Origin of the sequence: Brevundimonas sp. (genome assembly GCF_050729455.1) — a bacterium.
Classification (GTDB): domain Bacteria; phylum Pseudomonadota; class Alphaproteobacteria; order Caulobacterales; family Caulobacteraceae; genus Brevundimonas.
Genome location: NZ_JBOHLI010000017.1, coordinates 1 through 21,719 on the forward strand (window position 1 = coordinate 1; position 21,719 = coordinate 21,719).

At 65.1% G+C, this 21,719-nt stretch carries 20 protein-coding genes and 1 tRNA gene; 15 read left to right on the top strand and 6 right to left on the bottom strand.

The features are described 5' to 3' along the window. The first annotated feature begins 20 nt into the window (after positions 1–20). From ACREEF_RS06220 to ACREEF_RS06230, 3 genes are all read left to right on the top strand, one after another. Entirely contained in the window at positions 21–698 is a 678-nt protein-coding gene (locus ACREEF_RS06220) for a TorF family putative porin (RefSeq protein ID WP_431564731.1), read from the top strand. A gap of 105 nt (positions 699–803) precedes the next feature. After that, positions 804–1,109: an SCP2 sterol-binding domain-containing protein gene (locus ACREEF_RS06225; RefSeq protein WP_431564732.1), complete on the top strand. Its 306-nt coding sequence runs from the start codon at positions 804–806 to the stop codon at positions 1,107–1,109. A gap of 76 nt (positions 1,110–1,185) precedes the next feature. Beyond that, positions 1,186–2,391, top strand: a complete 1,206-nt coding sequence (locus tag ACREEF_RS06230; RefSeq protein ID WP_431564733.1) for an acyl-CoA dehydrogenase family protein — start codon at positions 1,186–1,188, stop codon at positions 2,389–2,391. A 66-nt stretch (positions 2,392–2,457) separates the two neighbouring features. On the opposite strand, the gene ACREEF_RS06235 is transcribed toward ACREEF_RS06230, so the two are convergent. Beyond that, positions 2,458–2,691: a hypothetical protein gene (locus tag ACREEF_RS06235; protein WP_431564734.1), complete on the bottom strand. Its 234-nt coding sequence runs from the start codon at positions 2,689–2,691 to the stop codon at positions 2,458–2,460. Between the two features lie 58 nt (positions 2,692–2,749). Then, positions 2,750–3,355, bottom strand: coding sequence for a sigma-70 family RNA polymerase sigma factor (locus ACREEF_RS06240; RefSeq protein WP_431564735.1), 606 nt, complete (start codon positions 3,353–3,355; stop codon positions 2,750–2,752). A 171-nt stretch (positions 3,356–3,526) separates the two neighbouring features. Between ACREEF_RS06240 and egtB the strand changes: the two genes are divergently transcribed. Further along, a complete protein-coding gene (gene egtB / locus ACREEF_RS06245) occupies positions 3,527–5,674 on the top strand; it encodes an ergothioneine biosynthesis protein EgtB (RefSeq protein ID WP_431564736.1) in 2,148 nt (715 codons plus the stop codon). Between the two features lie 67 nt (positions 5,675–5,741). Here the strand turns inward: egtB and ACREEF_RS06250 are convergent, their stop codons facing one another. Further along, positions 5,742–5,972 carry a general stress protein gene (locus ACREEF_RS06250; protein WP_431564737.1) on the bottom strand — a complete coding sequence of 77 codons (231 nt, stop codon included), beginning with the start codon at positions 5,970–5,972 and terminating at the stop codon, positions 5,742–5,744. 226 nt (positions 5,973–6,198) lie between these two features. Here ACREEF_RS06250 and ACREEF_RS06255 point away from each other — a divergent pair, with 226 nt between their 5' ends. After that, complete coding sequence (locus ACREEF_RS06255; protein ID WP_431564738.1) at positions 6,199–6,477, top strand: hypothetical protein; 279 nt, start codon at positions 6,199–6,201, stop codon at positions 6,475–6,477. 1 nt (position 6,478) lies between these two features. On the opposite strand, the gene ACREEF_RS06260 is transcribed toward ACREEF_RS06255, so the two are convergent. After that, on the bottom strand, positions 6,479–7,180 hold the full coding sequence (locus ACREEF_RS06260; protein WP_431564739.1) for an MBL fold metallo-hydrolase: 702 nt from the start codon (positions 7,178–7,180) through the stop codon (positions 6,479–6,481). Positions 7,181–7,349: 169 nt separating this feature from the next. On the opposite strand from ACREEF_RS06260, the gene tig reads away from it, so the two are divergent. The 4 genes from tig to ACREEF_RS06280 all read left to right on the top strand — a co-directional run bounded on the left by tig (position 7,350) and on the right by ACREEF_RS06280 (position 10,959). Next, positions 7,350–8,693: a trigger factor gene (tig, locus tag ACREEF_RS06265; protein ID WP_431564740.1), complete on the top strand. Its 1,344-nt coding sequence runs from the start codon at positions 7,350–7,352 to the stop codon at positions 8,691–8,693. Positions 8,694–8,816: 123 nt separating this feature from the next. Next, the gene (locus tag ACREEF_RS06270) at positions 8,817–9,752 is read left to right on the top strand and encodes a hypothetical protein (protein ID WP_431564741.1); all 936 of its coding nucleotides are present in this window, start codon (positions 8,817–8,819) and stop codon (positions 9,750–9,752) included. A 153-nt stretch (positions 9,753–9,905) separates the two neighbouring features. Continuing rightward, complete coding sequence (locus ACREEF_RS06275) at positions 9,906–10,547, top strand: ATP-dependent Clp protease proteolytic subunit (protein WP_003165321.1); 642 nt, start codon at positions 9,906–9,908, stop codon at positions 10,545–10,547. Between the two features lie 91 nt (positions 10,548–10,638). Then, positions 10,639–10,959 (top strand): hypothetical protein, encoded by a 321-nt coding sequence (locus tag ACREEF_RS06280; protein WP_431564742.1) that lies wholly within the window; start codon positions 10,639–10,641, stop codon positions 10,957–10,959. 16 nt (positions 10,960–10,975) lie between these two features. Here ACREEF_RS06280 and ACREEF_RS06285 read toward each other — a convergent pair whose 3' ends face one another. Continuing rightward, the gene (locus tag ACREEF_RS06285; protein WP_431564743.1) at positions 10,976–11,623 is read right to left on the bottom strand and encodes an HAD-IB family hydrolase; all 648 of its coding nucleotides are present in this window, start codon (positions 11,621–11,623) and stop codon (positions 10,976–10,978) included. 193 nt (positions 11,624–11,816) lie between these two features. On the opposite strand from ACREEF_RS06285, the gene clpX reads away from it, so the two are divergent. The 5 genes from clpX to ACREEF_RS06310 all read left to right on the top strand — a co-directional run bounded on the left by clpX (position 11,817) and on the right by ACREEF_RS06310 (position 18,248). Further along, complete coding sequence (clpX, locus tag ACREEF_RS06290; RefSeq protein WP_431564744.1) at positions 11,817–13,085, top strand: ATP-dependent Clp protease ATP-binding subunit ClpX; 1,269 nt, start codon at positions 11,817–11,819, stop codon at positions 13,083–13,085. Positions 13,086–13,449: 364 nt separating this feature from the next. Continuing rightward, positions 13,450–15,849 (top strand): endopeptidase La, encoded by a 2,400-nt coding sequence (gene lon / locus ACREEF_RS06295; protein WP_431564745.1) that lies wholly within the window; start codon positions 13,450–13,452, stop codon positions 15,847–15,849. A gap of 135 nt (positions 15,850–15,984) precedes the next feature. Continuing rightward, positions 15,985–16,263, top strand: coding sequence for an HU family DNA-binding protein (locus ACREEF_RS06300; protein ID WP_431564746.1), 279 nt, complete (start codon positions 15,985–15,987; stop codon positions 16,261–16,263). 40 nt (positions 16,264–16,303) lie between these two features. Next, positions 16,304–16,380: transfer RNA gene (locus ACREEF_RS06305), tRNA-Val, on the top strand. Positions 16,381–16,688: 308 nt separating this feature from the next. Then, positions 16,689–18,248, top strand: a complete 1,560-nt coding sequence (locus ACREEF_RS06310) for a tyrosine-type recombinase/integrase (protein ID WP_431564747.1) — start codon at positions 16,689–16,691, stop codon at positions 18,246–18,248. A 356-nt stretch (positions 18,249–18,604) separates the two neighbouring features. Here the strand turns inward: ACREEF_RS06310 and ACREEF_RS06315 are convergent, their stop codons facing one another. Continuing rightward, entirely contained in the window at positions 18,605–20,662 is a 2,058-nt protein-coding gene (locus ACREEF_RS06315; RefSeq protein ID WP_431564748.1) for a TonB-dependent receptor, read from the bottom strand. A gap of 489 nt (positions 20,663–21,151) precedes the next feature. On the opposite strand from ACREEF_RS06315, the gene ACREEF_RS06320 reads away from it, so the two are divergent. Further along, a complete protein-coding gene (locus tag ACREEF_RS06320; RefSeq protein ID WP_431564749.1) occupies positions 21,152–21,703 on the top strand; it encodes a heme NO-binding domain-containing protein in 552 nt (183 codons plus the stop codon). Positions 21,704–21,719 lie beyond the last annotated feature (16 nt).

The window sequence follows — 21,719 nt, forward strand, 5'->3', positions numbered from 1 at the left end:
AGACTTTGAGGGGATATGTCATGAGAGTTGCTTTCGCGTGCGTTTCACTGCTGGCCCTGACGATGGGCGCCGGCGCGGCTCAGGCCCAGGTCCAGCCCGAGGTCGCGTTCAACGCGGCCGTCACCAGCGATTATGTGTTCCGCGGCTTCAGCCAGACTGACACCAGCCCGGCTCTGCAAGGCGGCGTCGATCTGACGGCCGGGGTCTTCTATGCAGGGGCCTGGGCGTCGCAGGTCGATTTCGGCGACGACACCGACGGCGAACTGGACATCTACGGCGGGGTCGCCGTGTCGAGCGGCGGTTTCGACTTCAACGTCGGAGTCATCGCCTACCACTACATCGGCGCGCCCAATCGGGCCGACTATGACAATGTGGAGCTCAAGGCAGCCGTCTCTCGCGGCTTCGGACCCGTGACGGCGGGCGCGGCGGTCTATTATTCGCCGGACTTCTTCGGCGTCGATGAGCAGACGACCTACGTCGAGGGCAGCCTGGGTTATGCGCTTCGGGACAACATCAATCTGACCGGCGCCTACGGCAAGCAATACCTCGACGTGAGTGACGACTACGCGACCTGGAACGTCGGCGTGAAGTTCGGCGTCACGGAAAAGATCTCGCTGGACCTGCGCTATTGGGACACCGAGGTGGACGGCGACCTGAGCGATGACCGTCTGGTGGCTACGCTGGGGCTCGGTTTCTGAGGACAACTCAAGGGGAGGCGTCCAACGCCTTCCCTTGCGTGATCTTGGCGCCGTCGTCCGGGCGGGCTACGCCTGCGCCTCAACCTTCTCTTGGGAGAGACGCACATGGCCGATCTGGCTTCCGTCACCGAACACATCCGCGGCGCCGTCGGCGACAACTCGGGCCTGGGCAAGACCGTCAAGCTGGACCTGGGCGATGTCGGCAAGATCTTCATCGACGGCGCTTCCGTGCCGAACTCGGTGTCGAATGACGACAAGCCCGCCGACGCCACCGTTTCGATGAAGTGGGACGATTTCATCGCCCTGTCGGAAGGCAAGCTGGATCCGATGATGGCCTTCATGCAGGGCAAGCTGAAGATCGCCGGCGACATGATGATCGCCCAGAAGCTGGCGCCGCTGTTGAAGCGCTGATGCGTTTCTGAGCAATCAGAACAATGACGGCGCGGCTCCCTCGGGGCCGCGCCGTTTTGCTGTCGGAGGGACGAGCATGAATTTCCAACCCAGCGAGCGGGGCCTGCATTGGCGCGAGCGGGTGCGCCGCTTCCTGGACGAGCAGGTTCTGCCGCGCGAGGCGGAATACCGCGCCCAGGTCCACGCCGACCCCAGGCGTCAACCGCCGGTGATGGAAGAGCTGAAAGCCAGGGCCAGGGCCGAGGGGCTGTGGAATATGTTCCTGCCGGGCGATCACGGCGCCGGTCTGAGCAACCTGGAATACGCCCCCATCGCCGAACTGATGGGCCGCGCCCTGTGGTCGGCCGAGGTGTTCAACTGCAACGCCCCCGACACCGGCAATATGGAAGTCCTGCATATGTACGGCGACGCCGCTCAGCAGGAGCGCTGGCTGGCGCCCTTGATGGCGGGCGAGATCCGCTCGGCCTTCCTGATGACCGAGCCCGAGGTGGCTTCCTCGGACGCGACCAATATCCAGACCAGCATCGTTCGCGACGGCGACTACTATGTGATCAACGGCCGCAAGTGGTGGTCGACCAACATGGCGCACCCCAACGTCGCCATGACCATCGTCATGGGCAAGACGGACCCCGACGCAGCGACGCACCAGCAGCAGAGCCAGATCATTGTCCCGGTCGACACGCCCGGCTTCCGCGTCGAGCGGATGCTGTCGGTGTTCGGCTATGACGAGGCGCCGATCGGTCACGCCGAGGTGGTTCTGGAGAACGTGCGCGTGCCGGCCTCGAACCTGATTGCGGGCGAGGGGCGGGGCTTCGAGATCGCCCAGGGTCGGCTGGGGCCGGGCCGTATCCACCACTGTATGCGGGTGATAGGCGCGGCGGAAAAGGCGCTGGAACTGATGGTCGAGCGCCTGCTGACCCGCACCGCCTTCCGCAAGGCTATCGCGGAACATTCGGTGTGGGAGCAACGCGTGGCCGAGGCGCGTACCAATATCGAGATGTGCCGTCTGCTGGTGTTGAAGGCCGCCTGGATGATGGACGAGGTCGGCGCCAAGGGCGCCAAGTCCGAGATCGCCCAGATCAAGGTCGCGGCGCCGCGCATGGCGCTGAAGGTCATCGATGACGCGATCCAGGCTTTCGGCGGAGCGGGCGTATCCGGCGACACGCCGCTGGCAGAACTCTACGCCACGGTGCGGACCTTGCGGATTGCCGATGGCCCGGACGAAGTGCACAACCGCACCATCGCGCGGCTGGAATACGCCAGACATGGCGGTCGCCGCTAAAAAACGGGGGCCCTGGCGATTCGCCATGGCCCCTTCGCTTACCCCGCTCTGGCACGGCTTAGCTATTCAGTGCCGCTTGTCCGGGCGATAGACTTGGTGGTGATGGTGCGAACCGATGCCGCCTTCCGTCACGTCGCTGATGAAGAAGTTGGGGCTATGCCGATGCACCTCTTCCTTGCCGAAATGGCGGCGAATCCAGCCGAACAATCCTGTTTGCTTTGTCGGTTTCTGTTCTGAAACCTTCACGGACGAATCTTTTTCGATCTGGTCGCGGGGTTGGTTGTGAAGTGGGTTCATCATGATCGACTCTCCCGGGTCTGATCATGAAACCGATCAAATGAGGGGGTGTTCCCTCTGTCTAGCTGTCATCCTCAATTACATTTTGGATAGGTTCGACAGGGGCTTCCATGTCGAGCAGCAGCGCCAGGCGGTGGCGGGCGCGGTTGACGCGGCTCTTGATCGTGCCGACGGCGCAACCCGCGATATCAGCGGCCTCCTGATAGGAAAGGCCCGCCGCGCCGACCATGACGATGGCCTCCCGGTGCTCGGGCGGCAGGGCGTTCAGGGCCGCTTGCAGCGACGTTAGCTCGGCGGTCCATTCCTGGCTGGCCTCGGCGGTCAGGCCGGCGGCGTAGCGGCCTTCCTCGTCGGGTATTTCTCGGCGGCGCTTGGCGGCACCCGTGTACCAGCTGTTGCGCAGGATGGTGAAAAGCCAGGCGCGCAGGTTGCTGCCCGGCTCGAACCGCGTCCGGTGCGCCCAGGCCTTGGTCAGTGTTTCCTGCACCAGATCGTCGGCGTCGGCCGAGTTCCGCGACAGGGAAAAGGCGAAGGCGCGCAGGGAGGGCAGGAAGTCCGCAATGGCCTCGCGCCAGTCGACAGGATCGATAATGCCGGCGGGGCGGCGGGAGCCTTGATCACGCGGGCCTTTGTCCTGCGGCCCGTCAGGCACGCGAACATGAGCCATACAACGGGAGTCCTGAAGTCTCGGCGGCGGCCCGAGGACGGGCCGTGAGTGTCAGGAACGTCGGCTCGACGCGACCGTTCCGCCGGGCGAGGGATTGATCAAGCGGAACCGGCGCGCATCAGCCCGCATTGAACAGAACTGACGGTGGCGGTCCTCAGAGAGATCTGCGTGATGAATCAGCCTGTTCGCGTTTCCACGATCATCGAGCAGGACGTCGAGGCCTATCGGCGGCTGCGGGCGCGGTTGCCGCAACTGGCCGCCGGCCTGTCGGCCGAGGATCTGGCGGCCCAATCCATGCCCGACGCCAGCCCCGGAAAGTGGCATCTGGGCCATGTCAGCTGGTTCTTCGAGACCATGATCCTGGCCGCGCGGCCCGGCTATATGGCCGTCGATGCGCGTCTGACGCCGCTGTTCAACTCCTACTACGAGACGCTGGGCGAGCGGGTCGACCGGGCCGAGCGGGGCCTGATGACGCGGCCGTCGCTGGCCGAGGTCATGGCCTACCGCGATGAGATCGACCACCGCATGGAGGTGCGGCTGGCCGAGGGGCTGAACGGCGGGCTGGAACGCTATCTGTTCGAACTGGGCCTGAACCACGAGCAGCAGCATCAGGAGCTATTCCTGATGGACGTGCTGAACCTGATGTCGCGTTCCAAACTGGATCCGGCGGCTTATGGCGAGGAACCGCGCGCGGGGCCGGTGCAGGACCGCCTGGGCGGCTGGGCGTCGTTCGAGGGGGGGCTGACGGAGATCGGCGCCGGAGACGACGGCTTCGCCTTCGACAATGAGCGGCCGGCGTACAAGGTCTGGCTAGAGTCATTTTCGCTGGCCGCTGATCTGGTGACGAATGAGGACTGGATCGAATTCATCGACGACGGCGGCTACCGCCGGGTGGAGTTCTGGCTGGCGGACGGCTGGGCGCGGGTGAAGGCGGAGGGCTGGGCCGCGCCGCTCTACTGGCGAGAAGAGGCGGCGGGGTGGAGCGTCATGACCCTGGGCGGGCGGCGTCCCGTCGATCCGGCCGCGCCGGTGCGCCACGTCAGCTTCTACGAGGCGGACGCCTTCGCCCGGTGGTCGGGGCGGCGGTTGCCGACCGAGGCGGAATGGGAGTACGCGGCGCGGGCTGATCCGGCGGCCTTCTCGAACCTGACGGGCGAGGTCTGGCAATGGACGGCCAGCGCCTACGCCCCCTATCCGGGGTTCCGTCCGACTGAGGGGACGGCAGCGGAGTACAACGGCAAGTTCATGGCCAATCAGATGGTCCTGCGCGGCGGGGCGTTCGCCACGCTCGAAGGTCATGCCCGGCCCAGCTATCGCAACTTCTACTATCCGCATCAGCGTTGGATGTTTGCCGGGGTCAGGCTGGCGGCCGACGGGGCGCAGATCGAGGAAGCGGGCGCGCACGACGCCTTTCATCAGGACATGATCGACGGCCTGTCGCGCCGCTCCAAGGCCTTGCCGCCCAAATGGTTCTATGACGCCGAGGGATCACGTCTGTTCGAGGCGATCACCCGCCTGCCGGAATATTATCCGACCCGGCAGGAGGCGGCGCTGCTCCGACGGATCGCGCCGGAATGGGCTGCGCGATTCGGAGCAGGGGCGGTGTTGGTTGAACTGGGCTCGGGGGCCAGCGAGAAGACCCGCATCGTGCTGGACGCCGCGCCCGATCTGGCCGCCTACGCCCCCATCGACATCAGCCCGACGGCCCTGAACGAAGCGGCCGAGCGAATCCGCGCCGACTACCCGGGTCTGAAGGTGCTGCCGGTCGTCGGAGATTTCGAGCATCTGGCGCCGCCGCCGGTCGAGGCCGGGCCTGGGCGGCGGATCGGCTTCTTTCCCGGCTCCACCATCGGCAATCTGACGCCGGAGGCGGCGACGGCTCTGTTGCGTTCGGCGCGCGCGGTTCTGGGCGAGGACGCCCTGTTCATCCTCGGCGTCGATCTGGTGAAGGCGCCCGACATACTGATCGCGGCCTATGACGACGCCCAGGGCGTGACGGCGGCTTTCAACCGCAACCTGCTGATCCGCGCCAATCGCGAACTGGGCATGGATTTCGATCCCGGCGCCTATGAGCACCTGGCCCTGTGGAACGCCGAACATTCACGGATGGAGATGCATCTGAAGGCGACGCGGCCGATGACGGTGCATCTTGGCAAGTTGGCCTTCCGCTTCAACGAAGGCGAGACGGTTCACACTGAAAGCTCGCGCAAATACGACGAGGCCTCGGTCAGGGCGCTGGCCGAGGCGGCCGGATGGCGGCTGGAGGCGTTCGAGGTCGGGCCGGACCCGGCCGTCGCCCTGGCCTTGCTAGCGACCTGAGACAGGCGCAGGAAAAAGGCGGCGCGCCTACGGGACTGCGCCGCCTGAACGCAGGACCGTCTCGGGGTCAGCCCTTGGGGGCGTCGCCGGTATCGGTCTTGTTGCGAGAACCGTGCGAAGCCTCGCCGCCCTTGCGGCCGGCCTGGGCTGCGAGGCTGCGGTCCTGGGAGAAGCTGCGCTTCTCGCTGGGGACGCTGGCCCCGCCCTTGCGGGCGATCTCGCGCTGGCGTTCCGGGTCCATCGAGGCGAAGCCTCGCTTGGAAACACCGGAGCCGCGGGTGGGCTGACCTTCGGCCATCGGCTGTTCCTTTCTAAGACGGCGGCGCTTGGCAGTTTGAACCCGGTCGGAAGGTCTAGGTTCCGGGGAAGGAGCATTTCCTCGTTCAGCGAGCGATCCGTCAGTCGCCGCATCGCCGCAGCCCGGCGCCGGTGGCGACGAATTGCCTGCCCATCAGACGAGCGAGGACAGGAACCCGGCTGCGGCCGGCGGGTTGATCGACCGACCCTGAACAAGGAGCCGATCCATGCCAGATCCCTATGCGCCGACGCCGTCGCCCGAGGACATCGTCAACGGGGCTTCGGCTGAAGCTCTGAGACTGGAGGACGAGGCCGACGCCATCCTGGTCCACGGCGCGTCGCACCGGCCGCTGCATCTGGCGGTGCGTGAAGATGCGATGGAGGCGCGCGCCTGGGCTGACCGACGCGTCAAGAAGGCGCGCGACGCAATCCGCGACGAGCCGATCCGGGCCAGCCTCTACGCCTTGGGGATCGGTGTGATCATCGGCCTGCTGGCCGCGCGCTAGATCAGGAAGGGCCGGTCGCCGGGCGGGCGATGGGCGCGCGCGACATGGCCTGATCCGAAACATAGGGATTGGTCCGGCGCTCGGCGCCGAAGGTCGAGTGGGGGCCGTGTCCTGGCACGAAGGTCACGTCGTCGCCCAGGGGCCACAGCTTTTGCGTAATGGCGTGCAGCAGAGCGCCGTGGTCGCTGCGCGGAAAGTCTGTGCGGCCGATCGAGCCCTGGAACAGGACGTCGCCGACCTGGGCGAAGCGGGCCTCGCGGTTGAAGAAGACGACGTGACCCGGGGTGTGGCCGGGGCAATGCACGACCTCCCAGGTCGTCTCGCCCAGCGTCAGGACGTCGCCGTCGTTGAGAAAACGCGTGGGGGTGAAGGTGCGCACGTCGGGCAAGCCGTATTTCTGGCCCTGGGTGGGAATCAGGTCGATCCAGAACTGGTCCTCGGCCTGGGGGCCGATGATGTCGACGCCGGTTTTTTCCTGCATCTCGGCGGCGCCGCCCGCGTGATCGAGGTGGCCGTGGGTGATCCAGATGGCGTGCAGCGTCAAGCCGCGCCGCGCGATCTCGCCGAGAATCGCGTCGGCCGAGCCGCCCGGATCAATCACGGCGGCCCTGTTCGTCTTCGTGCACCAGACGGTGGTGCAGTTCTGCTGCAGCGGCGTGACGGGCGTGATGAAGACGCCGATGGGGGCAGGGGACTGGCTCATGACCTTTCAGATAGCGACGGCTGAACGGCAAAGGAACCCGCGCGCGTTGACCTTTCGGCCCCTTCTCGACATAAGAGCGGGCTTCGAGGTGCCGCTCCAAAAGGGCGGCCCTATTGCTTTATCCACCGCGCGCCGTCCGGCGTCGCCACAGAGCGTCAGAATCCCGACCATGCAAGTCGTCGAAAAGTCGAACGAAGGCCTCAGCCGCGTGATCGCGGTGACCATCCCCGTCGCCGAGCTGAACGAAAAGCTCGAAGCGCGCATCAAGGAAGTCGCGCCGCAGATGAAGCTCAAGGGCTTCCGTCCGGGCAAGGTGCCGGCCGCGCACGTCAAGAAGACCTTCGGCCGTGACTTCATGGGCGAAATCATCAACGCCTCGCTGAACGAAACCAGCCAGAAAGCCTTGGACGAAGCCAAGATCCGTCCGGCCGCCCCCGCCGAGATGAAGCTGATCTCGGACATGGACAAGGTCATCGCCGGTCAGGAAGACCTGGCCTATGAAATGGCCCTGGAAGTCATGCCCGACTTCACCCCGGTCGATCCCAAGACCCTGAAGCTGGACCGCCCGACCTACACCGCTTCGGACGCCGATCTGGACGAAGCCCTGAAGGAACTGGCTTCGCAGGCCAAGTCCTACGAGGACAAGACCGGCAAGTCGGTCAAGGCCGCCGAAGGCGACCAGCTGACCATCGACTTCGTCGGCAAGCTGGACGGTGAAGTGTTCGAAGGCGGCTCGGCCGAAGACGCCGACCTGGTGATCGGCTCCAACCGCTTCATCCCGGGCTTCGAAGAGCAGCTGAAGGGCGCCAAGGTCGGCGAAGAGAAGACCATCGAGGTCACCTTCCCCGAAGAATACCAGGCCAAGAACCTGGCCGGCAAAGCCGCGACCTTCGACATCAAGGTCAAGGCCATCAAGGCCGAGGCCGAAGCCAAGATCGACGACGAGTTCGCCACTCGCATCGGCCTGGAGTCGCTGGACAAGCTGAAAGAGCTGCTGAAGGCCAACCTGGATCAGCAGTACGCCGGCGCCGCCCGCTTCAAGCTGAAACGCGCCCTGCTGGACCAACTGGACGAAGCCCACGACTTCGCCCTGCCGCCGAAGATGGTGGAAGCCGAGTTCGAAGGCATCTGGGCCCAGGTGTCGGCTGACAAGGACGCCGGCCGTCTGCCGGAAGAGGACGCCAAGAAGTCGGAAGACGAACTGAAGGCCGAGTACAAGAAGATCGCCGAGCGCCGCGTGCGCCTGGGTCTGGTGCTGGCCGAAATCGGCCGCGCCAACAACGTCGGCGTGACGGACCAGGAACTGTCGGGCGCCATCATGGCCGAAGCCCGCAACTATCCGGGCCAGGAGAAGATGGTTCTGGACTTCTATCGCCAGAACCCGAACGCCGCCGCCCAGCTGCGCGCGCCGATCTATGAAGAGAAGGTCGTCGACCTGATCGTCGGCGTCGCCGAGGTCACCGACACGCCGATCTCGAAAGAAGAGCTGCTGAAGGAAGAAGACGAAGGTTAAGCCTTCAGCTTCAACGGATGACTCCAGAAGAGGGGCGGCCTGCACGGGCCGCCCCTTTTTGCGTTCCGGCCTCAGGCAAGATAATGTATCGGTGTTTTCCTAAATGCGCCGTGGGAGATCGCCGTGCTGAACTGGCCCGTGATGATGATGTCCGCAGTGATCTCGGCCACACCCGGACAGGTCGCGCCGCCGGCCGCGACACAGGCGACACCGGAAGAGGCGGTGCGATTGGAAGACGTCGTTGTCACCAGCCGCCGTCTGCGTGACGAAGCCGGGGCGTTCGTGGAGGAACTCGCGGCGCCGCCGCCGAACCGGGGGCTGGCGCGGTGGCGAGGTGCGGTCTGTATCGGGGTGGTCAACCTGTCGGAATCCGTGGCGCGCCCGTTGATCGACCATATCGCGACCGTGGCGAACGCCTACGATGTCAGGATAGGTGCGCCTGGCTGTTCGCCCAATGTCGTGATCATCTTCACCGACGACGCGCCGGGCCTGGCGACGGCGCTGGTGTCCAGGGAACCTGGGGCGTTTCGCGTGGGCTGGAGCCGGAAGCTCGATCGCGGCAAGGAGGCCTTGGACGCGTTTCAGGTCTCGGACGGACCCGTTCGCTGGTGGCACATCAGTATGCCGGTTATCGGCGCCACGGGACGGCGCGCAATCCGAATGCCCGGTGACGAGGGCCCGATCTATGTCCCCGGCGAGGGCCGGGTAAACAATGGTCGACCCATCAGCGATCAGTTGAGCAAGGTCATGATCATCGTCGATATGACCAAGGTGGAGGGGACCTCGCTGCCCTTGCTTGGCGACTATCTGGCGATGGTGGCCCTGGCGCAGGTGGATCCCGAGGGAGACACCGGACGCTTTGACACCGTGCTCAACCTGTTCGACGGGCATGGTAGGGCGGCGGGGCTTTCGGGCTGGGACCGGGCCTATCTCTCGTCGCTCTACGGGGCGCACTGGGAGCGGGTCGATCCCTACACTCACGCCTCGGCCATCGTGCGGGACCTGAGGCGGGCCGAGCGCGAAGGCGACGACGTAGCTGTGGTCGGGCCGACGAAATGAGGGCGGGCGGAGCCGTCGGCGCGAGATAGGGAGATCGGAATGCTACTGCGGCCCCCCGCCACAGGCGGCGGCCTATCTTGCATCGGGGCACCACGGACGCGATATGTGGACAGCGACTGAGTCGCCGTCAGCCTAATCCGAGAGAGCTCCTGAATGCGCGATCCGATCGACTACATCTCCAACAACCTGGTGCCGATGGTGGTGGAGCAATCCAGCCGCGGCGAACGGTCGTTCGACATCTTTTCGCGCCTGCTGCGCGAGCGGATCATCTTCCTGACCGGTCCGTTCGAGGACGGCATGGCTTCGCTGATCTGCGCCCAGCTGCTGTTCCTGGAATCGGAGAACCCGAAGAAGGAAATCAGCATGTACATCAACAGCCCCGGCGGTCAGGTGACCTCGGCGCTCGCGATCTACGACACCATGCAATACATCAAGTCGCCGGTCTCGACCGTGGTCATGGGCATGGCCGCCTCGGCCGGCTCGCTGATCCTGACCGCCGGTGAAGCCGGTCAGCGCATCGCCCTGCCGAACGCGCGGGTCATGGTGCACCAACCGTCGGGCGGTTTCCGCGGCACGGCCTCGGACATCGAGCGCCACGCCGAGGACATCATCGCCACCAAGCGCCGCCTGAACGAGATCTATGTCCAGCACACCGGCCGGACCTATGAGGAAGTCGAGCGCACCCTGGACCGCGACCACTTCATGACCGCCGAGGAAGCCAAGGCCTGGGGCATCGTCGACCACGTCTACGACAAGCGCACCCAGGCCGACGACGACGGCGTGAAGGCTCCCTGAGCCGAAATTCAGGTCTGAGACGATCCGCGAGGCGGGGTCCGGCGACGGGCTCCGCCTCGAATCGTTCTGAGGCGCGTGCTATCAGGCGTCCATGCAGTACACGCGCGATTCCAAAGGCACCGTCGAAGTCGACGGCGACATCTACGAGTGGGAGATCCGCCGCCAACCCCAGCCCAAGTCGGGCGGGCAGTGGGAGGGGATGGCTGTCACCCTGTGCCTGGTCGACTTCAAGCGCGAAGCCATCATCCAGTTCCCGCCGCCGCTACGCCCCAATGGCCGCCCGGACGTTGAGAAGCAGAGGGTCAATGTCGACGCCGTGCGCAACGCCGTGTCCTCGGCGATGGAGGCCGGCTGGAACCCGACCTCGCGTGGCAAGCCCATGGTCTTCGATGTGGACGCCGACGGCCACTGAGGCTGACGCCTGAGCTTCAGGGGCGACCGGTGAAGACGCGGAAGCCCTTTTCAGTGGCGATGGCGATCATCTCGGTGTCGCCCGAGGTGTCGCCATAGGCGGCGGCCAGCGTCATGTCGTCGCCATAGGCGGCGCGCAGGCGGCGCACCTTCTCCTCGCCGCGGCAGTTCGCGCCCGCGAAGGCGCCGGTGACGCGGTCTTGCGCGTCAAACGCCAGCCGGGTGCCCAGCAGCCCCTCGGCGCCGAGGCGGCGGGCGAAAGGGGCCACGGTCGTTTCCGGCGAGGCGGTGACGATGATGCGGTGCGCGCCCTTGTCGCCCCAGGCGTTCCAGCAGGCGAGGGCGTCAGGGCGCATGAAGCGGTCCCAGACTTCGGCGGCGTAACGTTCGGCCTCGGTCTCCAGCGCCTGGCGCTCCACGCCCAGCAGGAATTCGCGCACCGAGGCGGCCTTGATCCGGCCCCGGTCGCGGTCGCCGATATAGCTAACCAGCGCCGGCGCCATCTTCACCAGACCCAACGCCCATCCGCCCGCGCCGGCCCGCCAGCGCAGGAAGGCGGTGAAGCTGTCGCGAATCGTCAGGGTGCCGTCGAAGTCGAAGGCGACGATCGGACGCTCCCCGGCGGGGGACTGGCGAAACGTTTGTGCGGCGCCCATGTCAGACATTAGCCGTGATCCCCATAGAAACTGTCCTGTCCGTCCCTGTTCGCGCATTGTCGTGTCGCAACAGGGTTGTGGCGGAACGTGTGATGGGTGATTGTCTTTTTTTGAAGACCTTCGTGCATAGATTCACGGATCGACCACGAGGTAAGCGCCTTTCGTCCCATGTCGGGCCGGATCGCGGGAGTGAGAAGGGTCTATGACCAAAGCCGCCGGCACAGACGCCAAAAGCACGCTCTACTGCTCGTTCTGCGGAAAGAGCCAGCACGAAGTGCGCAAGCTCATCGCCGGACCGACGGTGTTCATCTGTGATGAATGCGTCGAGCTGTGCATGGATATCATCCGCGAAGAGCACAAGATCGCCTTCAAGACGACCAAGGACGGCGTTCCGACTCCGAAGGAGATCCGCGACGTCCTGGACGACTATGTGATCGGCCAGAGCCACGCCAAGAAGGTGCTGAGCGTCGCCGTTCACAACCACTACAAGCGCCTGAACCACGCGACGAAGAACAACGACGTCGAACTGGCCAAGTCGAACATCATGCTGATCGGGCCGACCGGCTCGGGCAAGACGCTGCTGGCCCAGACGCTGGCGCGCATCATCGACGTGCCGTTCACCATGGCCGACGCCACAACCCTGACCGAAGCCGGTTATGTGGGCGAGGATGTCGAGAACATCATCCTGAAGCTGCTTCAGGCGTCGGACTACAACGTCGAGCGGGCCCAGCGTGGCATCGTCTATATCGATGAAATCGACAAGATCAGCCGCAAGTCGGACAATCCGTCGATCACCCGCGACGTGTCGGGCGAAGGCGTGCAGCAGGCCCTGCTGAAGATCATGGAAGGCACCGTCGCCTCCGTGCCTCCGCAAGGTGGCCGCAAGCATCCGCAGCAGGAATTCCTGCAGGTCGACACCGCCAACATCCTGTTCATCGTCGGCGGCGCCTTCGCCGGCCTGGAGAAGGTGATCTCGGCCCGTGGGGCAGGGGCCTCGATCGGCTTCGGCGCCAAGGTCAAGGAAATCGACGAACGCCGCACCGGCGACATCCTCAAGGGCGTCGAGCCGGACGATCTGATGCGCTTCGGCCTGATCCCCGAGTTCATCGGCCGTCTGCCGGTTCTGGCGACACTGGAAGATCTGGACGAAGCGGCGCTGGTCACCATCCTGACCGAGCCCAAGAACGCCCTGGTCAAGCAGTACAAGCGCCTGTTCGAGATGGAGAACGTGACGCTGACCTTCACCGAGGACGCCCTGTCGGCGGTGGCCAAGAAGGCGATCACCCGCAAGACCGGCGCCCGCGGCCTGCGTTCCATCCTGGAAGGCATCCTGCTGGAGACCATGTTCGAGCTGCCGACCTATGAAGGCGTCGAGGAAGTCGTGGTCAACGCCGAGGTGATCGAGGGCCGCGCCCAGCCGCTGCTGATCTACTCGGAAAGCTCCAAGAAGAAGGCCGACGGCGCGGCCTGATCGGCGACGCACAGTCGGAAGGGGGCGGCGCCGGCGACGGCCCGCCCCCTTTTCCGTTCTGGCGGCCCCTATGTGCGCCCTCGGCGCCACAGACCGTCCGGGACGGGATCGCTTCACCACGCGCCTGCGAGGCATGATCCGTCCTCGGGGCTGGTCAGAGCCGAACAGGTCGTCCACCGTGGCCGTTGAACCACGCTTCTGTGGGCCATCCGACCGTCACGCTTGAACCGGGCGTCGCGGAAACCACATACTCATACGAAAGCCGCCGGAATCGGCGGGTCGTTTTGAAGGGGCTCGGCATTCGCGTCGAGACGTTTCAAGGCGGCGGGCCGGAGATCTCCGAAGGCCCTGGAAAGTAAGCATCATGACCGAGAGCAAAATCCTCCCCGTCCTGCCGCTGAGAGACATCGTCGTCTTTCCGCACATGGTCGTGCCGCTGTTCGTGGGACGCGAGAAGTCCGTGCGGGCGCTGGACGAGATCATGAAGGGCGACAAGCAGATCCTGCTCGCCACTCAGAAAAACTCGGTCGACGACGACCCGGCGCCTGACGCCATCTATCAGACCGGCGTCTTGGCCACTGTCCTGCAACTGCTGAAACTGCCCGACGGCACGGTCAAGGTGTTGGTCGAGGGCAAGGGCCGCGCGCGCCTGATCCGCTTCACCGGCCGCGAAGACTATTACGAGGCCGAGGCCGTCGAGATCGCCGACGAGGAAGGCGACGCCTCGCAGAGCGAAGCCCTGCTGCGCGCGGTGATCGAGCAGTTCGAAAACTATGTGAAGCTGAACAAGAAGGTGCCGCCCGAGGCCCTCAGCTCCATCCCCCAGATCAGCGACCCGTCCAAGCTGGCGGACAGCGTAGCCGCCCATCTGTCGGTGAAGATCGCCGACAAGCAGGGCCTGCTGGAAACCATCGCCGTGCCGGCGCGCCTTGAGAAGGTCTATGGCCTGATGGAGGGCGAGATCAGCGTCCTGCAGGTCGAGAAGAAGATCCGCTCGCGCGTGAAGCGCCAGATGGAAAAGACCCAGCGCGAGTACTATCTGAACGAGCAGATGAAGGCGATTCAGCGCGAGCTGGGCGAAACCGACGACACGCGCGACGAACTGCTGGAGCTGGAAAAGCGCATTCGCAAGACGCGCCTGTCCAAGGAGGCGCGCGCCAAGGCCGACGCGGAACTTAAGAAGCTGCGCAATATGTCGCCGATGTCAGCGGAATCGACCGTGGTGCGCAACTACCTCGACTGGCTTCTGTCGATCCCGTGGGGCAAGGCCAAGACCAAGCCCATCGACCTGCAAAAGGCCGAAGACATCCTCGAAGAGGATCACTACGGCCTCGAGAAGGTCAAGGAACGGATCATCGAGTATCTGGCCGTCCAGGCGCGCACCGGCAGCCTGAAAGGCCCGATCCTGTGCCTGGTCGGCCCTCCCGGCGTCGGCAAGACCTCGCTGGCCCAGTCCATCGCCAAGGCGACGGGGCGTGAATACGTTCGTATGTCGCTGGGCGGCGTGCGCGACGAGGCCGAGATCCGCGGCCACCGCCGGACCTATATCGGCTCCATGCCCGGCAAGATCATCCAGTCGATGAAGAAGGCGAAGACCACCAACGCCTTCGTCCTGCTGGACGAGATCGACAAGCTGGGCGCCGACTGGCGCGGCGACCCGTCCTCGGCCCTGCTGGAAGTGCTGGACCCGGCCCAGAACTCGACCTTCGGCGACCACTATCTGGAGGTCGACTACGACCTGTCGCAGGTCATGTTCGTGACCACGGCCAACAGCCTGAACATGCCTCAGCCCCTGATGGACCGGATGGAGATCATCCGGGTCAGCGGCTACACCGAGGACGAAAAGGTCGAGATCGCCAAGCGCCACGTCCTGCCGAAGCAGCTCAAGGACCATGGGCTGAAGGAAGGCGAGCTGATCGTCCCGGAAGAGACGATCCGCGACCTGATCCGCTACTACACCCGCGAAGCCGGCGTGCGTTCGCTGGAACGCGCCCTGGGCGGACTGGCCCGCAAGGCCGTACGCGAAATGGCCAAGACCAGGGCCGTCACCGTCACCGTCGACGCGGCCAAGCTGGCTGAATACGCTGGCGTGCGTAAGTTCCGCTATGGCGAGACGGACGCGGAGGATCAGGTCGGCATCGTCACCGGTTTGGCCTGGACCGAGTTCGGCGGCGACATCCTGACCATCGAGGCGATCAAGATGCCTGGCCGCGGCCGCATGACCGTGACCGGCAACCTGAAGGAGGTGATGAAGGAGTCGATCTCCGCCGCCGCCTCTTATGTCCGCAGCCGCGCCCTCAGCTTCGGCGTCAAGCCGCCGGTGTTCGAGAAGACCGACATCCACGTGCACGTGCCGGACGGCGCGACGCCCAAGGACGGCCCCTCGGCCGGCGCCGCCATGACTGTGGCCATGGTCTCGGTCCTGACCGGCATCCCGATCCGCAAGGATATCGCCATGACCGGCGAAATCACCCTGCGCGGCCGGGTCACCGCCATCGGCGGCCTGAAGGAGAAGCTGCTGGCCGCCCTGCGCTCGGGCGTGAAGACGGTGCTGATCCCTCAGGAGAACGAGAAGGATCTGGAGGACGTGCCGGAGAACGTGAAGTCGGCGCTGGAGATCATCCCCATCTCGACCGCCGACGAGGCGCTGAAGTGGGCGCTGACCGGCACGCTGACGCCTGTGGAGTGGGACGAGGCGGCCGAGCCGCTCATGCCCGCCCCGCAGGCTCCGCCGGCCCAGGACGGAAGCGCCGTCAGCCACTAGGGTCGACAGCGAGTCCGACCATCAAACGCGCGGCCCGGGGTGACCTGGGCCGCGTTGTCGTTTGAAAGGCGCGGGTCTTTGACGAAGCGCGTCAGAAGCTCTTAAGTGCGCCCCGGGAAAATGCTGGGGAGCATCATGGTGACCAAGACAGAGTTGATCGGCGTCATGGCCGAGGCGGCCGGGATCAGCCGCGACCAGGCCAGGCTGGCGCTGGAAGCCTTCACCGACAATGTGACCGCCTCGCTGACGCGGGGCCGTGACGTGCGCCTGGTCGGCTTCGGCAGTTTCGTGGCCGTGGACCGCAAGGCCGGCACGGCCCGCAACCCGCAGACCGGCGAGGCCATCGCCCGCCCCGCCTCGCGCACCGCGCGCTTCCGGGTTGGGGAAGGATTGAAAAGCGCCTTGAACGGCTGAGCGGAGACAGGCAAGAAGCGCGTCTGACGCGCAACGTCACGGGCGGCTAGCTCAGCTGGTCAGAGCATCTCGTTTACACCGAGAGGGTCGGCGGTTCGAACCCGTCGCCGCCCACCAAATTTATCCAACAAAATCAGATACTTGTAGTTGCGAAGTGCTCCGTATTCGGAGTGTTTTTGAGGTCTCTTGGTGCTGGTGGGGCGCCGGTGGGGCAGAATTGACGAAACAAGCCCTTTCTGACGAGCAGGCTGGCCGTCTCCTGGAGTTACGCGGCAGATAGCCGCAGAACGCTGTTTCATGGCTTTTCATGTCGTTTCATTCGGAGCGCCAGGCAGGGGCTCGGGCTCACCTGAATGTGGCGCGCCGGCAGGCCAACGCCCGGCGTGCTAGAATTCGTATGTCGTTGATTTGCGAATGATCGAGTTTTGGAGGTCGGGGTGGCGGTGGGAGAGCTCACGACGGATCGGCAGATTTCCGCATTGAAGCCGGCCACGAAGGCATATGAGCGCACAATCAGCGGGAGCCGCGGCCTGGCGGTTCGGGTCTTTCCCAGCGGATCGCGGCAGTTCGAGTATCGGTATGTGACCGCCGGCGGGGTTCGTCGACGTCTGGTCCTCGGCGCCTACCCCGGCCTGACCCTCGCCAAGGCGAGGATCGCGGCGAACGCCTCCAGAATGAAGGTCCTGGAAGGCGCTGACCCGGTCGCGGAACGGGCGCAGGTGCGGGACCGGTTGCGGACGGGCGAGACCCTGAATGAGCTCGCGGAGGCCTATTGGGCGGCTGCGGCCGTGGGTCTGCATGGAGGAAGACGTCGTCCCAAGCGACCGATTTCGATTCAAAGGGAGAGGAATACCTGGAAGCTGCATGTCCGGGAGCCGCTGGGCGACCGGCCGTTCGCCGACATCAGGCGGGCCGAGGTGAAGGCCTTCATGCGGGAGCTGGTGGTCGTCGGCCGCTACGCGCCCGCGACGATCGCGACCGTGGGCGGCATCCTGCATGCGGTGATGGGGTTCGCGGTTCAGGAGGAGCGGATTGAGGTCAATCCGGTGGCGGGGCTCTCGCGGCCGCTGGCGCTGACATCGCGAGAGCGAATGTTCGACGACGCCGGGCTCAAGGCGATCCGGGATGTCGCGATCGACGCGACCCTGCCGCAGAAGCCTGGAGATTCGGGCGGGCAAGCCCGGTTGGAACCGGCCATGGGATTGGCGATCCAGTTTCTGATGCTGACTCTCACGCGGCGCAACGAGATCGCCGGGGCGCGCAAGGCGGAGGTGGATCGGGGAGCGGGCCTCTGGATTATCCCCTCCGAGCGGACCAAGGCGCGGCATCCTCATGTCGTGCCTCTGGGCGCGCGGTGCCTGGAAGTGGTCGAAAAGGCCTGGGCACTGGATCCGGACAGCCCGTTTCTTTTCCCATCGCCGCGTTCGCCTGAACAGCACCTGGACCCTCATGCCATCACCCGAGCGATCGCCAGAACCTGCGAGCGGAAGGCGCTGCCGCCGGGATCGCCGCATGACGTCAGGAGGTCCGGCGCGACGACCCTCACTGGGCGCTACGGCGTCACGCGTTTCATCGTGGGCCTGATCCTCGGGCATACGCCCAAGGAAGGAGCGGCAGTCACGGGCGTGTATGACCGGCATACCTATGTCCCGGAAAAGCGGAAGGCGCTTGAGGTCTGGGCGGCCCACCTGTGCGGGGACGCTGTGTTGGAGATATCTGGTGCTCAGAACAATGCGGGTGAGGGGGCTCGAGAGGCCGACGCGCCGGAGGCGCGGGCGGCCTATGTCGAAGCGGCCAAGTCACGCGCCATGGCGCTATGTGCGGCGGGGGACCTTCACGCGGCTGTCCTCGGGCTCTGCATGGATCTCTCGCGTCGCTCAGGAACAGTCGGCAGCCATCTGGACATCCTGGCGCGGGGCGGGATGGATCTCGCGATCTCAGGCTCGCGGGAAGGCGTGGAGGCCTGGGTGACAGGCTTCCGTTGAACCCAGGGCGAGGCGACGGCGTCTTCCAAGCCGGGGCGACGCCTTCCTTGCGGAGATCAATGACGGAGACCCCACGGGCGCCGCTCTGACCCTCGCCGACGGCGGTGGTCAGGCGAACTGTCAGGCCCGACATGGGCTGTCGCCCAGATCGCGCCGGACGTCGGCGTCAACCCACGCCGTGGGCGAGATCGTTGTGACGGCGCATCGTTCGAGCGGCGCACGGGTCGTGCAGAGCCATCAGATTAGCCGTCTGGATCGGAAGCCAGTGGAGGCAGGGCGCCGTGTCGGATACCCTGTCGACCCTGTCGACCCTGCTGGCCATAGCGCGCCGTCGTCAGCTGATTGAACCGTCCCGACTAGAACCGCGCGCTCAGGGTCAGGCGCGCGTTCAGCGGCGCTCCCGTCGAGATGTTGGCGTTGTTGTGCGCGTCCGGGAAATAGGTCGTATCGAACAGGTTCTCGACGTTCAGCTGCAGCTGGATCGTATCGCTGACCTCGTAGAACACGGCGGCGTCGATGCAGGTGAAGGCCGGCAGCCGCGTCGTGGTCGGCGAGGTGCGGATCGCCGCGAACTGGCTGGCCTGATGGATCACGCCCAGACCGAAGCCCAGGCGGCGGCTGACATCGTAGCGGTTCCACAGGCTAAACTGCTGCCTCGGCGTCTGGGCCAGCCGGACGGAGTCATTGCCCTGCAGTCGCGCATCCTGCCAGGAATAGCCGCCGCTGACCTGCCAGTTCGGCCGCAGCCGCCCGGTGACGGCCAGCTCCACGCCCTCTGTCCGCGTCTTCCCGACATTGATGGTGACCGTCGGGTTCAGCGGGTCGGGCGTGGTCGCATTGGTGCGGTCCAAACGGAACACGGCTGCCGTAACGTTGAGGTCGGGACGGACGTCCCACTTGGCGCCGATCTCGTGGTTGGTGAATTCCTCGGGCTCGAGGTTCTGCTGCGTCGGCGACAAGGTCAGGAACTGGTCTCCCGATCGCGGCAGGAAAGACTGGCTGTAGCTGCCGTAGATCGAAACAGTCGGCTTCGGCTTGTAGATCAGGCCCAGTCGCGGCGAGACCTTGTCGTCGGTGCGGGCGAAGGGGCGGTCGGGATTGGGTTGAAGGTCGGTTCCGGTGATGTCGAAGCGGTCGTAACGCAGACCGGCGACGATTTCGAACTGCTCGCTGAGGCTGATCTGGTCTTGCACATAGGCCGAGACGGACTCGACGTTTGAGACCGTGTCACGGCTGAGCGCCGAGAACGCGACCGTTGGAAACACCGGATTGGCCAGATTGAAGGTCGAATTGGACAGGACGCCGTTGCGGCGCTGGTTGGCCGAGTCCTGATCGCCGTACTCGAGGCCGAACAACACCTTGTGGGTCATGCCGCCGGCGGCGATGTCCCAGACCAGATTGCTCTGGACCAGCAGGTTCTGGCGGTTGGTAGGGTCGGTGTAGGCGGATAGCGGGACCGTGCCGTTCTGTGCTGTGGCGGGCCCGTTGGCGAAGACGTTGGTGTAGACCTTGTCGTAGTCGCCATACAGGATCGTGGTCGAAACCTCGACGTTGTCTGACAATGCGCCATCCAGGCGCAGCTTGGCGATGTTGGCCTCCAGTGTCGTACGGTTCACGCCTGGAATGCCGAAGAACTGGTCACGATATCCCTTGAGGGGGGCTCCGGCGAGGGAAGGAACTCCACGGTCGACGACGCGGTCGTCGTTGACATACTCATATGAAAGGCCGGCCCGCCAGCCGGCGCCGAGGTCCACGGCGACATAGGGGTTCAGCGCGTATCGCTCGCCTTCGAAGAAGTCCCGGTGGTTGTCGAGGCTTTCGTAGACGGCGTTGATCCGGAAGGCCGCGCGGTCGCTGAGCGGGGCGTTCACGTCCGCTGAGACGTCCCAGGCGCCGAAGCTGTTGGCGCTCACCCGCCCGCCCCTGAAGACGCCGCTGGTGCTGGGCGTCTTCTGCACCCGGTTGACGATGCCGCCGCCGCCGCCGCGCCCGAAGATCAGCGCATAGGGGCCCTTCAGCACCTCGATCCGCTCCAGATTGTACAGGCCCCGGAAGTACTGGGTGTCGTCACGCACGCCGTCGAGGAAGAAGTCGGCCGTGGTGTTCTGGCCGCGCAGGGTGATTTGGTCGCGATTGCCCTCGCCTTGGCCGACACTGGTCCCGGGTACATAGCGCAGGACATCGCCGACGCTGCGCAGCGCCTGATCGTCGAGTTGCTCGCGGGTCACCACATTGATGCTCTGGGGGACATCCAGCAGGGGCGTGTCGGTCTTGGTCGCGGTCACCGAATTGACCGCGACATAGCCTCGCGACTGGCCAGTCACGATGATCGGTTCGAGATTTGTCGCCGGTTCCTGTGCGATCGCGACTGCGGGGAACGTCAACAGGATGGCAGTCGAAGTCAGGACACGCATGGGGCAATCGTCTTTGAGTTTCCGTAAGATCGGCCGTTCATAATGCGACACACTTTCATTCGCAAGGCGGATTTGTGGCGTCCGTTCGACGGTTGTCGATGACGTTTTCCTGGCCTCGTCTCAGGATTCTGAAGGCCTTGATGGCGACGCTTCTGCCCCGACGAGAGTCGAGGGAGCGTGGCGCGCCGCCATCGGCCGCTTCACACCATCCGAAGAAAATTCAGAACCACCGCTTCCTCGCCGGAGTTGAGTCTGAGCGCACAAATGGAGGCGATCATGGTTGCGGCTGGCGCTGTGACCGGCCGATCTATGGCGAGATTCTGGGCGTCTCAGCGTCCAAACCCACAAACATATAGGCGTGCGGTAAGGTTGGAAATGGCGGGGGAAGAGCCGCCGCCAAGGACGGCGCGCGGCCTGAAGCCGCCGCTGTTAACTCAATGACAAAAGGCTCGCCCTAGGCACCTGGATGGGCTTCAGTTGGGGTAGGGTATGAAGGGTATTGTTTTCAATCTTTTGCAGGACGTGGTCACCCAGCACCATGGCGAGGATGTCTGGGATGATCTGATCGACGCTGCAGGGGTCGATGGCGTCTATACCTCGGCCGGAAGCTATTCCGACGATGAGATGGCCGCCCTGGTCGGGGCCGCATCGGACAAGCTTGGGCTGTCCCAATCTGAGGTGCTGCGCTGGTTCGGCCAGCAGGCCATGCCGCTCCTGGCCAAACACTATCCGGGCTTCTTCGAGGGGCATGCGTCGGCCCGCTCCTTCATCCTGAGCGTCAACGACATCATCCACGTCGAGGTCCGCAAGCTCTACGTCGGCGCGGAATGCCCCTATTTCCATTTCCAGGAGAAGGCGGACGGCAGCCTGAGCATGGACTATCGCTCGACCCGCCGGCTCTGCGCCCTCGGGCAAGGGTTCGTAGAAGGCACCGGCGTCCACTACGGCGAGGCTATCGATTTTCAGCACGCCCAGTGCATCGACAGGGGGGATGCAGCCTGCGTCTTCCATATCCGGTGGCCGCAACTGGCTGTGTCCTGAGGTCATAGGTTGGACG